Source organism: Fictibacillus phosphorivorans (assembly GCF_001619875.1).
GTDB lineage: Bacteria > Bacillota > Bacilli > Bacillales > Fictibacillaceae > Fictibacillus > Fictibacillus phosphorivorans_B.
In genome coordinates this window covers 339,646-353,113 of record NZ_LRFC01000001.1, presented here as the reverse complement: position 1 = coordinate 353,113, position 13,468 = coordinate 339,646, and the positions used below count along the sequence as shown (strand labels likewise).

Below are 13,468 nucleotides of genomic sequence, written 5' to 3'. Positions count from 1 at the left end.
AAAGAGAGAAAGCTAACCCCTTTTTGGGTTAGCTTTTCGAGATTGCTATTGTAGTGAAATCTGTTAAATCCAGGTTGCATCCCTATTTAAATTTCTATACCGAAACATGAAGATTTGTTCTTCATGGCCTTTATCAATTTCTCTCTCAAACTCTCTAACCATTCAGGTTCATTTTCCAAGTGCTCATCTGCAGATCTCAAAATACGTACATAACCGTATAAATTGGCAAACCGTTTACACGCAGGCAATAAAGATAGCATATCATCTGATATGTTATATTCAGTGCGATATCCATCTAAAAAGATCTGTTTTTTCAACTGAAACATTTCAGTTGGGATAAAATCTTGTAAACTTTCAAGTGTTTGCTCAATATCCATCACATACCAGTGATACATGGCATCGTCGAAATCAATTACGTTACAAGATTGGGACACTTCATCATAGAAAACATTGTCACATTCAAAATCATAATGAATCAGTCCAAAATTACTATTATTAATAGGAATAGACTCAAAATAATCTCGGAGTACTTTTGTTTCCATTAAAGCTGATTTTTCATGTGGAAAATCAACTAGAGTATCATGAATCCAATCTAGCACGTCACGATAAGACCATCTCTTGTTTTTAGCAGGATTATATACACTAGATAACTTATGAAGTTTTCCTAATGCCTTCCCATGACTGAAAATAACTTTATCACTGAATTCAGTCTTGCTAATTTGTACACCAGATACACACTTAAATACAGAAGCATAGTATTCTCCCCATGGGGTTTCCACCTCGATCAGTTCCTCTCCACTTTTTGATACAACTGTTTCCAAAGCTCCATATTGCTCCGAGCGAAGAAAGGATATAAATTCAAGTTCTGCTAGAACATTTTCTTTGTATTTCTCTGATTTGGGGGAGAATCTTAAAAACTGCGTCTTACCTCGTACTTGAAAAGGATAAATAGCATTTGAAGATATTCTATAATATTTAAACATATCAATGGATTTCTCATCGTATTCCCAATTCCCTAACAACATTTCCGCTAAATTCACATTGTTAATAAGATATTTCAATTTCAGCATTAACAGACAACTCCTCATCCTCTTTTACTTGTAAATCCATTTGCACGCCTCCAGTAATGTTCAAGAAAATAATCATTGGAATTCAGATTTTTTGTTATAAAATCAAAAAAACCACAGAGTTATCTTAAATAACCCTGTGGCTCAAAAATTCTGATTAACAACAAAGAAGCCTCTGCTTTAAATTGCCAAAGTTCTAACCATAGATAAAATTAACTAATTTAATCCGTAGGAGTGAGTGGCTATAGATTTAATTTCCAAGGTTATTATTTTCATGAAATTTGTCATTGCGTAAACTCACTCCCTTCCAAAGTATTATGAAAATTATACCAATTATATTTTTTTAATGCAACATATTAAATGTTATGCTTTTAACACGCTTCCGTATTTCGAATTACTTGAGTTGAATTGAAGATAAAATAAAAAATTTAAAGCGTATTTACACTTGTTTTGTCGGATTCTTGTTTCAAATATTGTGCAGCATCCCCATCTGCCCTCTTCCCCCACCACGTAGCAAGCAGAGGTCCTGAGATGTTGTGCCATACGCTGAAAATGGCACTTGGCACAGCAGACAGCGGTGAAAAGTGAGCGATTGCAAGCGCTGCTCCTAATCCTGAGTTCTGCATTCCAACTTCAATAGAAATTGCTTTTTGATCAGCAAAATCAAGCTTCACAGTTTTCGCAATCAGGAAACCAATTAATAGACCTAAGACATTGTGAAGAACAACAATTGAAAAGATTAATAGTCCTGTTTCGGCAATTTGTTGTGCGTTCGCTGCAACTACCGCAGATGCTACAGCGACAATTCCAACAACAGAGACGAGCGGAAGAGCTGCAACGCTTTTTTCCACTTGTTTACGGAATAACAGTTTTACAACAAGACCTAATACAATGGGTACGAGTACAATCTGGACGATCGATAACAGCAAGCTGCCCGCTGATACGGGGAGCCATTTGCTCGCAAACAGCAGCGTTAGAGCTGGTGTCAAGATCGGCGCGAGCAGTGTTGCCACAGATGTCACCGCAACGGATAGGGCTGTGTTTCCTTTAGCTAAGTACGTCATTACGTTCGATGCCGTGCCGCCTGGGCAGCATCCTACTAAGATAACGCCAACTGCTACTTCTGGCTGTAACTGAAAGGCTGTAGCCAGTCCAAATGCAAGGAGCGGCATGATCGTATATTGTGCTGCCACGCCGACCAATACACTTTTCGGAGCTTGAAACACCGCTTTAAAATCATTCAAAGAAAGGGTGAGCCCCATCCCGAACATGATAACTCCTAATAAAAGCGGTATGTGGGGAGCGATCCATGTGAAGCCTCCCGGAATAAAAAATGCTAAAATGGCAAAAAGAATCACCCAAACCGCAAAGGTGTTGCCTGCTACTTTACTTACTTTCTCTAGAAATCTCATGGGTTGTCACTCTCCTTTTTAAGAGAGTATAAACGAATGAAATGAAATTTCAATGTTTATTGCTGAAAATTTAGAATTATGTGATTATAGTCCCTTTTTATGTGATGTGGTGGTTTTTTATGTGATCGTCGCACTTTTTTATGTGATACATCGAAAAAATTATGTGATTAGCTCATTTCAGGCTCATCCAGCCAGTTGTAGCGCGGCACTCTTGCCATATGTTCGCGTCTTTTCTCAACAGAGAACATCCCTTTTAGGGTTCCATAGAAATATTGCATAAATGTCGCCTTAATTTTTCTATTTTTGTAGTGAAAAACGGTTGTTTTGAAGGCGTCGATCACTACGGAGACCATATATTCCAGCGGACGGTCAAAACAGAACTGATTGTATGCGAGTTTCGCTTTTTCCCAAAAGGTATAGATTTCAATAGCCATATTATAAAAAGGTTTTACGGTATGTACGAAGTCTCTTGGAACAGAATCTGGCGTGAATGTTTCGTCGAGGTCTTCTAAAGACGGCTGACATGGTGAGTTGTCAGATGAGGCGATCTCCTTACGTATCTTTAAATCTTTATCTTTTTGATTTTTATAGAGATTTATAGTTTCCTTTCCCATTTCCAAACGCTCGTCCTTACTCTCACAAGCGACTTCACTTTCTGTACGCTGGATCACTTTCGTTACACACGCCAGATCAAATCGTTGAAAAACAAATACATTATGAGCAAATCCTCCGCTTGCACGGTACGTCTTATGAACAACTAAAATTCCCGTTTTCTTCGCTTTACGCAGCATCCTGATAAAAGAAGCTCGCGAAATGCCGCCAGCTTTTTCTGCACTCTTTTCTACGAGCGTATCAATCTTAGCGTTCGCCACTCCTGGCACTACCACACTATATTGACTGAGTATCTCAAATGCCAGAAACTCTGACTTCGTAAATAAACCGGCATGATGCTCTATAAAATATCGCTTATGTGCATTAAATTCTTTTACATTTTGAAACTTACTAAGTGAAGCAAACTGACGAATGTTCCCTGCTCTCAACTTTCTTCCCCCTATACGATTGATTCATCCTATAAGTGTTTTAAAAAAGTAAAAAAGAGCCATGGAGTTAAAAAATTTTTTATTTATTTGTAAGAACGAAGGAAGCTCATAAATCTCCCGAACCGCTCAAAAACTTCTCGATATCAGTAAACACAATTTAAAGCCAGGCGCACATTTCCGCCTGGCTTCTTCTATGCTTGGTTTTTTTGTAGGATTTGCCGCTTTTTAACCATTAATCGCTGCAAGTCCTGATCAACCTCTGCGTATTCATCCGTCCCCGTCTTACAGAAACTAATCTTTCCTAGCAGTTCAGTAATTTTGTTCTCTACTAATGCTAGTTCCTCGGCGAGCTCCTGACCTTGATCACCATTACTTAAACATCTCTTTCTCTGTTCTTCGTACTCCCCAAGCCCCATCTCAATCCTCTTGATCTGCTGATTCTCAATAACCAGCAGCTTATTACATAGCTTTTCAACGAAAAAGCGGTCATGAGAAACGATGATAAGCGTGCCGGAAAACTTTGATAAGGTTTCCTCCAGCTGCTCGCGGCTCGGCAGATCCAGATGGTTTGTTGGTTCATCCAAAATGAGCACATCGTATTCCTGTAAGATCATCAGCACCAGTTTCACGCGCGTCCGCTCACCTAAGCTTAAATGCCGAATCGGTTTTGAGAGTTTTCGATCCTCAATTCCCATGTTGGCAAAAATCGTCCTCGCTTGCGTTACTTGATGCTTCTCGTCTAAATCGAAGTATTCATACACCGTTTTTTCTTCGGGCAGGTCACTTACATCTTGAGAAAGATAAGCAATTTTCATCGATTCGCTTTTCCAAATGGAACCGCGCGTTATCGTTTCTATACCGAGCAGCATTTTGATAAAAGTTGTCTTACCCGCTCCGTTTGCACCTTGCAACGCTATTCTTTCACCATGCTTGATGTAGAAATGACTTTTTTCAAACAACGTACGATCACCAAATTGCTTCGCTAATCCACGTGCTTCAATCAGACGTTTACCTCTCTTACCAGCAGCATCAAACTGGAAAAACACATCTGTCTCTTCTTTTGGTTTATCAATGCCACTCTTTGATAATTCCAGATTTAATCGCTTCAGCTTCGACTTCACTTGGTTATCCTTTTTCTTTGCCTTCATTCGTTCATATTCTTTAAGACCTATCTGTCTGTTCTCAGCAGCACTCCCTCCCTTACCAGCTTCACGGTGTGCTTTATCAGACCAAGCTTTCAACGTATTCACTTGCTGCTCAATCATTTCAATCTTTCTTTGCTGTTTCTCATAGTCTCGTTTTTGCTGTTCATAACGACGCTGTTTTTCTGCTCGATATGCCGAATAGTTACCTTCATAAATCGTCAGTTCGCCATCTTCAAGCTCAAAGATTTTGTTCACCGTCTGATCAAGAAAATGACGGTCATGCGAGATGATGATGCTCGCGCCACTGTAACGCTGCACTTCTTCTGTCAGCCAGCTGATCCCTTGAAGGTCCAGATGATTGGTTGGTTCATCTAAAATTAAGAATTCTGGGTGGTTCGCCCAGATCTTCGCAATCGATACTTTCAGTCGTTCGCCGCCACTTAAGCGCCCAAACTCTCCCGATTCCAAAAGGTGCTTCTGAAGCCCAAGCTGTTTACTCGTTTTCAACAGATCTTCAGCAGATTCACGCATTTCGGCATCTACATTTAGCCTATAATCCGTTGATTGCGGCAGGTATCCCATGTGCAGATGTGCTGGCCATGTTGTAATGGATCCTTTATCTATTTCAACATTTCCCATCAGTATATTGACGAGTGTTGTTTTACCGCTGCCGTTCCAGCCGACAAGGCCGATCTTCTCACCTTGCCGTATTTCAAATGAAATTTCTTTCAATAGTTCTCGTTCACCATATTTTTTCTGCAATTTTTTGACTTGTAATACAATCGTCATGCAGCTCACCTCTTTTATCTGTATGGATTTAAGGAGGTAAACAAAAAACCTCCCTGGAGCCCAGAGAGGTTGGTTTGCACAAATATGCTTTACACGTATCCAAATAAACACAAAAACAGACATACGTTCTTTGTGTGAAATCATATCGGATTGACGGTACGTGTGTACGCAAAAATGGGCAGATTTATCCTATTCTCCAGGTCTCATTTATTGAGTTAGCCTAAGAAAATAAGAGTTTTCCACATCAGCGTAGTACCGTTCCTTTCCCAAATGACTTCTACTTACAGTTATTAGTATATTTTTGCCAATGAAAAATGTCAATCCGCTTTCAAAAATTAGTTCATCTCATTTGCCTTCTTTTCCGCCATTCGATAAACCTTCATATACAGCATAACAAGAGCTATGGAAATCATAGCAGAACCTGCGACAAAGGATAGCAGTGTCCAATCTACAATCCATGAACGATACCAAAGATAGAGTGAAACGATGACATAACAACCTAGAATAATGAGATACAATTTTATGCGTGGAAAAAGATATTGCAGCACACCGCATACTAAAAAGGCAATAAGACAAAGTGGTAATAAATAAAGCATTAACACAAATTCCATGCTGCTCATCACCTAACCCCCAAACAGCTAGAATGTAAGAGGAAGACACATGAAGATGCACCTTCCTCTTTCTAAGTTATTTAATGACAAATGTCTTACTGTTGTACTTCTTATTCTTTCCAGGTTCATAACTATTCTCAACGTTCCCGCTTGGATCAACAGAGAACCAATTTAGGGTCGTTGTCTTATTAAACGCCAATGACTCTGCTCCTTCACGCGTTCCGCTGAGCTTCAGCTTCTGAGAATCATACGTAGGTCGGCTGCCATCGAGCGTGTAGTAGATCGTTGCAGGTTCACTCGTATGGAAGCTCACTTCAACTTCATCATCATACTTGCCGCCATTTGGCGTAATGCTTGATTTTGGCGCCTTATTGTCTCGTGAATAATCGTAAGCCACATCAATCAATCCTAATAAACCGTTCGAGAATTCCATCGCCTCTTCATGTCCTTCTTCAAAAGGCGGCTGGAAACCAACTAGCTCCCATCGCTGTGTTTCTTTGTTCCAGAGGTCTGCACCTACTTCAAAGTTCCAAGCGTAGATCCCTTTTTCATACCAAAGGAAGTCTGCGGAATTTCCGGCAGCTGAATAAAGTACATCTGGAATTGGACCGGTACGACTCGGCAGGATGACTGTCCCTCTGTGCTTTTTGATTTCTTTTAAAATATGATCGGATGCCTGCCAATAGTACGCTTCTTCACCTGCAGAAGGACGCGGCAGTGTTTCACGTTCAGGCGTATATGCTCCTGGTGACCACATAAAATAACCGCCATAGCTGTGGATGTTCATCGCGAACTTGATGTTAGGATTTTGATTTGCCAACCAGACAAGGTTACGGCTTTCTGGTTCAGAGTGTTCGCTCGGTCCTGCATACGTACTGCTCGTACAATTTGTTGTTGACGCCCCAACATAGCCATCAAACGCAGAACCAACATTGTGGTTTCGGTTCAAGTCAACGCCCCACGAATTTCGATATCCGTTATCAGATTGGGCTGACGAACAATGATTTGTCATGTTTTTACGCTGTGAGTTAAAATCATAGAAACTATAATGTGCACCGTCTGGATTCATAGACGGAATGATGAAAATGTCGAGGTTATCGACGAGTTTCCGAGTGTCCTTATCATGCGCATAGTTTCTGAGCAAACGTTCGGCTGTTTCAACCGACACTAGTGGTGTTACCCATTCCCGCGCATGTTCTTGGGAATAGCTGAGAACTCCGGGCTTTGATCCATCACGGTGTTTACCAATCCGAATGGCTTTTACAGCCGCTGGTTCTCGTGAAACAGAAGCTGGCGCTTTTAAGTTATCCGATAGATTAGCAGTCGCAGGCTCGACGATCCCGTTTCCTGCGTTACCTCGATAAGTTGTGGCGGTTACTAGATTGCTAGCTTTAGCATTTAATAGGTCCACCACTTCTTTGGCCGTACTTTTTGCATTTCCAGATGCATCCGTTGCAAGGGTAACGGTTATCTTATTTCCGCTTGTTCCCACTGATAAAGGTTCATCTGCAGCACCAGCCTTCTTCAGCTCGAGAGTGATCGCATTCCCACCTTCATGCCCCCACGCTTTTGATGTAACAGCAACTGCTGCGTTCTGCATGGTTCCGATCGTTGCTTGAGCTTGACGGCGGTATCCGTTCGTTTTGTTTGGCATCTCCACAATCTCAGCAAGTTCAGGGTACTCTTTTACAAGGTTCTCCATTCGCGCATTGATTTCGGTCGGATCCATGTAATGGTCTACAAAGTTCTTTACATAGTGTTTCTTCGGCTTGTCCGGTTTATCTGCACCTAGCCATTCTGTTACTTTAGATGTCGCTGTGCCCCCGAGTGAGCTCTCGATTGTCACTTCACTTGGAATTTCGGCAACAGGCAGCATGAATGAGTGATAGAGATATTCACCAGCATCTACAATTCTTTGTAGAGTTGCTGTTTTCTCGGTTCCGTTTTCCGTCCAAGTTGCAGTAAGGATTGTGCTTGTTGAGGCACCTGATGTGGATTTTGCTTCTACATAAAGAAATGTGTCGGATTGATTCGTGAAGTGGGTTGCTCGGAGGATGTTAACTGTTTCCTCAGATGAGGTCAGTTGTTTTTCTTGTTGGATGGCTGCTCTTCTTTCTGCAGCCCGCTGATTAAGCTGGCTTTCTGTGATGAGGGTTTCTTTTACCGTGATGCCATAAAGCTTAAGCATGGTCATTTCGGATGGAGTTACAACTGCATCTACCTCTAGCATTCCGTTCTCAACATGCATTCTGTGAGTGAGATCGATGCCAAGTTCACTCAGCTTGTCCATCGCTTTCTGATTGTTTGGCACTGAGAGCTGGACGAGAGAAACCGACTCTAGAGGTTGAATCTTTAGAGCTGAAGCTTCAGCCTTTTCGGATTGAAAGCCTGGTTCTAGCGTGGAAAGAGTAAGACTTGCAATCGTGGATAATACGAGTGCTGACGATATCCATTTTTTTCTCCCTAACATAAAAAAGCACACCTCCTATGTATTCATAAGGTAAGTGTAACTTTATTATCAGAAAATTCAATCATACTTAAGGATGGTCCTTTTATAAAGTAAAGTACCTAATTATGTAAGATTCTATCGATTGTACAAACCGTAAAGGAAATTTATAGTAAAAATGGAATGGATAGATAGTCTAGTGATGGTAGTCATTTAACGCTGTCCACTCTTCTTTTAGAATCGAATATACTTTCAGATCCTAGTGCTTTCCTTTGGCGAACATCGCTTTTCCCTCCATCCAACCATTCCTCACTTTTTTTATCATTGTATCTGTTCCTACCCTTAATAAAAAGGAAAATTATGGGCATATGTCGAATTTTTGCAGGAAGGGGGAATGCTTCATGAAAAAAGTTGGAGCTAAGGTAAAACCGTTTTTAATTCCTTTCATCTTTTTTGCGATTATCTTTACAGCTTTCACCATGAAAAATATAAAGATAGAGTTAATGCTTCCTGATGAAGGCTGGAGTCGATCACTGCCAATCGCAACTGAAAGCTTCGGTGAAGTGAAACCTGTTTTTCAAGAACAGAACGGGGCACAGCATGTCTATGTTCCGAAAGAAGATGAAGTAATGAGCTTTACCGTTACAGACAATTTAAAGGTAACAAATAAAAAAACAATACCTTTATCTATTCCAAGTCCTCAAAATTTTTGGGTAAAAGGTAACGAGTATGTGTTTGTTAAGAACAAACAACTTATCCATTTTGATGGAAAGAAAGAAAACATATTGGATCAAGATGTTTATGGTATGGATTCTAACCCGAACAACATTATTTACTTTAAAGAACATGAACTTTTCAAAGTAAATATAGGCTATTGGGATGTACAACCCATTAAAAAAGTCGATGAACAATTAAAATCTGTAGCTCTAAATAGCCAGTCTAATTCCTTTATCAGCGTTGGAATACATTCTTCACCAACTAAGCAGGTAAAAGCAATGTTTTATGAATCAGATAACCAATCCCATTACAAGTCACGTCTTATTTTGGATAAAGATGAAGCACTTAATGAAAATCATTTCAGTTTTTATTTTATCGAAAACGGCAAAGATTTAACGATCTATTATACACTGTTTAAAAATAGCAATGGAGGGAAAACGTATACCGTTTTTCAAGGAATGAATCAGTTGGGAGCAAAAAAAGATTGGGTATTTAACAAGATGACCTTCTTGGATAAAAACGGTGTGAAGCTTGAAAACCCTAAATACATTGAATACGGTGTCGATGAAAACAAATCCGCAAAAATTTTATTTACAACTCGAGCGCTCAGATCAAATGAAAAAGAGGCAGTGAATGTTTACGAAGCTCGTCCTGATGGGGACATCTGGCTGACAGAGCTCCGCAGTACAACAAATCATCAGTCCATGTACGCAAATTGGCTTGGTGACGACTCAATTATGTGGATGAACTTGATCGGCAACAAAGAGTTTACGTTTAGTGGAGCTTCAACAAAACCAGACGTCATTGAAAAAAGCCTCGCCTTAACAAAAGAGGATTTTAAACAAGCTGCTTCTGCAACCATACTTTCCCTCTTCCAAGGGCTGATCTTTGCCATGAGCTCGATCTATTGGATTACACCGGCTGTTCTTTTTGCGATCATCATTTATATTGCGAAAATAAAGCAAATGGAGGATGAGGATAAGCGGGTTATGTACACCATTCTTGCACTGTTTCTTGGTGTACAGATCATCTTTATTCAGAAGTTATTTAATACCCACTACTATATGTATGCTCCTGATTTCTTAACCTTTTCGGGCAGTTCATTTGCTATACCGATTGTGCTTGCTTTGCTGAGTGGTGCAGCTGTTTGGTTTGGGAGAAAACAAGATTGGAGCATGCTAACATCTATTTGTTATTTTGCTGTCCTGAACACCTTTTTCCTATCTTTAGTTGTTGGACCTTATATGTTTTAAGTTTGGAGGAATTACATGTGAAACCAGTTACACTAAAACCCGTTACGAAACCCTTACAAATCACATTGGACGATCATCCTGTGAGGTTATCACCAACCTTCCAATCTGAAGTTGAAAATTTCTGGACCCGATTTAACTCAGACTCCCGTTTCACCCGAGGCGAGGTTTTTCATGTGGATGCGCTTGAAGAAAAGGATAAAGAAATCAAGCTACACTTAAAAAGCACGGATTATGCCCACTACCTTTATTCCGTTAAAAATGAACCTGTGAGTAATGAAGGATGCAGAGTGATCTACGGAGCAGGCTTGGTAGAAACCTCAGATTCTTACTTCGTTTTTGGTGAAATGAATAAACATACTGCTTATCCTGGCAGACTGCAGTGTGTTGGGGGCGGTTTGAGCAGAGAGGATCTTCAAGGCAATGAATTTCAGTTACGAATTAGTGTATTACGAGAAATGACTGAAGAGCTGGGAATTCATAAAGAGCACGTAACAAATTGCTCTCCTTGTTTTGTTAAAACAGGCGGAACTTATGATTTTATCACTGTTCTCTTTTATATTCAGCTAGACTTAACACTTAACCAGCTGAAAGAAAGATATAAGGCGTTTTGTGAGGAATTAATGGATAAAGGTGAGATTCCAGAGTTTGCAGAAATGATCACGATTAAAAACGAACCTGTAACGATAAAAAACTTTATAAATAACGACATACGCAGTTCGGTTGATTATCTGTTTCCACTTCTTAAGAAAGCAAACGACTTTTCTGTAGTACCTTCAAACTAGAAATGAGGGTGTATTTTGAAAAAAGAGAACTGGCCACTTCATTTCTCATATTTGCTAGTACTCATCCTGATCGTTATAAATTCAATTGAAAAAATATATAATATCCATTTATTTAAATGGACAATCGTTATTTATATCCTCTGTTTTTGCTGGTTATGTTTTGTTATATATATGGTGAAAAAAAGAGGGAAACGGTAAGGTTCCTACGCGCCTTTTCTGTCTCTCTCTTTTCTTTCATTATCTGTATCCTTTTGTATCTGCGGGTTTCCCCTCTTCAACCACTTCTACTAGATATCGCCAGCAATCAGGTTGAGATCCATCTACATCGTAAAAATGATACTTTTTCGCAAGCTCTCCGCTTGAAAATGATGAACCGTTCAACTCATGTCGAGCTTCATCCCCCGAGAGTGCTGCAACCGCTCGTCCGACAAAGCGAGGTGTTTCTGAAATACCAAAGTGCGGATCTTTCTTTAGCGCGTCTTCCCAATTTTCCTCTGTGACCCCAAAAGTCTCAAGCATAATTTCTGAACGCATCCACCCAGGAGTCATTGAAACTGCCGTACAATTGTAAGGCTCAAGCTCATGGGATAAAGATTTTGCCAATCGAATCACCGAGCTTTTTGCTAAGTCATAGAACATAGACACCCTATATTTTTCATTGTATTTCTCGGTTCCATCTGTCATCTCAACCACTAATCCACCTTCATTTTTTATTAACAACGGAAGTGCAAAGTGACTTGTTATCAGGTGTGTGTCGATTGCCAAACGCAGCATGCGTAATCCTTTTTCAAGAGAATGTTCCCAGACGGGTTTGTTCCACTCCATCAGGTATTCTCCACCCCAAATGTCATTCACCAGAATATCTAACCTTCCTTGCTCGTTTTCGATTTTTTTAATTAAGGATTCTACTTGCTCTGGAACGAGATGATCCACTTGAACAGGTATGCCGATTCCACCAAGTTCATTCACGAGTTCTGCTGTTTCTTCAATCGTTTCCGGTCTGCCGTATTCAGAGACCTCCTTGCGTGTGGTTCGCCCCGTGACATAAACGGTTGCTCCTGCCGCTCCTAACTCCATTGCGATACCACGCCCTGCTCCTCTTGTTCCTCCGGCTACCAGTGCAACTTTTCCTTCTAACGATTTCATTTGCAATCGCTCCTTTTTTGAATTATCTTAAGTATAATTCGAAAAGTTGACACCTAATGTCATATTTAAATTCAGGAGAAAAAATATGAGAGCAGACCGACTGATCAGCATTTTATTGCTGCTTCAAAATCACGAAAAGATGACAACAAAAGCTCTAGCAACTGAACTCGAAGTCACGGAACGCACTATACACCGAGACATGGAAGCATTAAGTGCAGCAGGCATTCCTGTTTTAGCAGAACGCGGAAAACATGGCGGCTGGAGACTTATTGATCAATACCGAACAAGACTTACTGGACTAAAAGAAAATGAGATGAAGACACTATTCCTATCTCCATCATTTCAGCTGCTCAGTGATCTCGGTTTCACAAAAGACTGGAAAGAAGCGCGGCAAAAGCTATTAGCCACCGTTCCAAATGCCTTACAAACCCAAGCAAATGAAATGTGGAACAGAATCCACATCGACACAGACACTTGGAGACAATCAACACAAGAAGTATCTTCACTTACCGTTTTGCAACAAGCAATCTGGGAAGAACGAAAACTGCAAATGAGCTACGAAAAAGGAAACAAAGAATTATCAGAAAGAATCGTTGAACCGTTGGGGTTAGTGGCAAAAGGAAGAACATGGTATTTAGTTGCGATTTCAAACGGAGTGATTAAAAACTTTAAGGTATCAAGGATAAAGACGGCTTCATTAACGGACAAAACATTTATCAGACCATCAGACTTTCAGCTAGCCGAATACTGGGATCAGTCCAAACAAAGCTTTATTAATAATCTGCCTACGTTCGAGGTAGAGGTCGAAGCTTCCCCGTCCATTATTAAGCGGCTAACGTTTACTGGCCGCTTTGTTCAAGTTCATAATACGGAGTTTCAATTAGAAAATGGCTGGACTTCTGTAAAACTTACATTTGATACAGAGCAAGAAGCAAAAGAATATATCCTTGGCTTTGGTGACCAAATTAGAATTGTTCATCCCACTTCTTTAATAGAAGATGTAAGGAAAATGGCTGAATCTGTTCTGAATTTGTATAAATAAAAAAAGAAGGCACACCAC

At 40.2% G+C, this 13,468-nt stretch carries 10 protein-coding genes; 3 read left to right on the top strand and 7 right to left on the bottom strand.

What is annotated here, in order from left to right:
• Positions 1–86: 86 nt before the first annotated feature.
• From AWM68_RS01710 to AWM68_RS01685, 6 genes are all read right to left on the bottom strand, one after another.
• Positions 87–1,070: a phosphotransferase enzyme family protein gene (locus AWM68_RS01710; protein WP_066236356.1), complete on the bottom strand. Its 984-nt coding sequence runs from the start codon at positions 1,068–1,070 to the stop codon at positions 87–89.
• A gap of 425 nt (positions 1,071–1,495) precedes the next feature.
• Complete coding sequence (locus tag AWM68_RS01705) at positions 1,496–2,479, bottom strand: bile acid:sodium symporter family protein (RefSeq protein ID WP_066236355.1); 984 nt, start codon at positions 2,477–2,479, stop codon at positions 1,496–1,498.
• Positions 2,480–2,646: 167 nt separating this feature from the next.
• Complete coding sequence (locus tag AWM68_RS01700; protein ID WP_066236354.1) at positions 2,647–3,519, bottom strand: hypothetical protein; 873 nt, start codon at positions 3,517–3,519, stop codon at positions 2,647–2,649.
• A 191-nt stretch (positions 3,520–3,710) separates the two neighbouring features.
• Positions 3,711–5,453: a ribosomal protection-like ABC-F family protein gene (abc-f, locus tag AWM68_RS01695; protein ID WP_066236353.1), complete on the bottom strand. Its 1,743-nt coding sequence runs from the start codon at positions 5,451–5,453 to the stop codon at positions 3,711–3,713.
• A 335-nt stretch (positions 5,454–5,788) separates the two neighbouring features.
• The gene (locus tag AWM68_RS01690) at positions 5,789–6,064 is read right to left on the bottom strand and encodes a hypothetical protein (protein ID WP_156488271.1); all 276 of its coding nucleotides are present in this window, start codon (positions 6,062–6,064) and stop codon (positions 5,789–5,791) included.
• 76 nt (positions 6,065–6,140) lie between these two features.
• Positions 6,141–8,534 (bottom strand): M14 family metallopeptidase, encoded by a 2,394-nt coding sequence (locus tag AWM68_RS01685; protein ID WP_066236351.1) that lies wholly within the window; start codon positions 8,532–8,534, stop codon positions 6,141–6,143.
• A 377-nt stretch (positions 8,535–8,911) separates the two neighbouring features.
• Here AWM68_RS01685 and AWM68_RS01680 point away from each other — a divergent pair, with 377 nt between their 5' ends.
• Together AWM68_RS01680 and AWM68_RS01675 are read left to right on the top strand one after the other, a co-directional pair.
• Positions 8,912–10,480, top strand: coding sequence for a hypothetical protein (locus tag AWM68_RS01680; RefSeq protein WP_066236350.1), 1,569 nt, complete (start codon positions 8,912–8,914; stop codon positions 10,478–10,480).
• Between the two features lie 17 nt (positions 10,481–10,497).
• Positions 10,498–11,262 (top strand): hypothetical protein, encoded by a 765-nt coding sequence (locus AWM68_RS01675; protein ID WP_066236349.1) that lies wholly within the window; start codon positions 10,498–10,500, stop codon positions 11,260–11,262.
• 237 nt (positions 11,263–11,499) lie between these two features.
• Here AWM68_RS01675 and AWM68_RS01670 read toward each other — a convergent pair whose 3' ends face one another.
• Complete coding sequence (locus AWM68_RS01670) at positions 11,500–12,408, bottom strand: SDR family oxidoreductase (RefSeq protein WP_066236348.1); 909 nt, start codon at positions 12,406–12,408, stop codon at positions 11,500–11,502.
• A gap of 85 nt (positions 12,409–12,493) precedes the next feature.
• Here AWM68_RS01670 and AWM68_RS01665 point away from each other — a divergent pair, with 85 nt between their 5' ends.
• Positions 12,494–13,450 carry a helix-turn-helix transcriptional regulator gene (locus AWM68_RS01665; RefSeq protein WP_066236347.1) on the top strand — a complete coding sequence of 319 codons (957 nt, stop codon included), beginning with the start codon at positions 12,494–12,496 and terminating at the stop codon, positions 13,448–13,450.
• Positions 13,451–13,468: the final 18 nt, after the last annotated feature.

Excerpts from the sequence above, each read along its gene's own strand:
- AWM68_RS01710 (WP_066236356.1), bottom strand. The coding sequence starts at position 1,070 with ATGCTGAAATTGAAATATCTTATTAACAATGTGAATTTAGCGGAAATG.
- AWM68_RS01705 (WP_066236355.1), bottom strand. The coding sequence starts at position 2,479 with ATGAGATTTCTAGAGAAAGTAAGTAAAGTAGCAGGCAACACCTTTGCG.
- abc-f (WP_066236353.1), bottom strand. The coding sequence starts at position 5,453 with ATGACGATTGTATTACAAGTCAAAAAATTGCAGAAAAAATATGGTGAA.
- AWM68_RS01690 (WP_156488271.1), bottom strand. The coding sequence starts at position 6,064 with ATGGAATTTGTGTTAATGCTTTATTTATTACCACTTTGTCTTATTGCC.
- AWM68_RS01685 (WP_066236351.1), bottom strand. The coding sequence starts at position 8,534 with ATGTTAGGGAGAAAAAAATGGATATCGTCAGCACTCGTATTATCCACG.
- AWM68_RS01680 (WP_066236350.1), top strand. The coding sequence starts at position 8,912 with ATGAAAAAAGTTGGAGCTAAGGTAAAACCGTTTTTAATTCCTTTCATC.
- AWM68_RS01670 (WP_066236348.1), bottom strand. The coding sequence starts at position 12,408 with ATGAAATCGTTAGAAGGAAAAGTTGCACTGGTAGCCGGAGGAACAAGA.
- AWM68_RS01665 (WP_066236347.1), top strand. The coding sequence starts at position 12,494 with ATGAGAGCAGACCGACTGATCAGCATTTTATTGCTGCTTCAAAATCAC.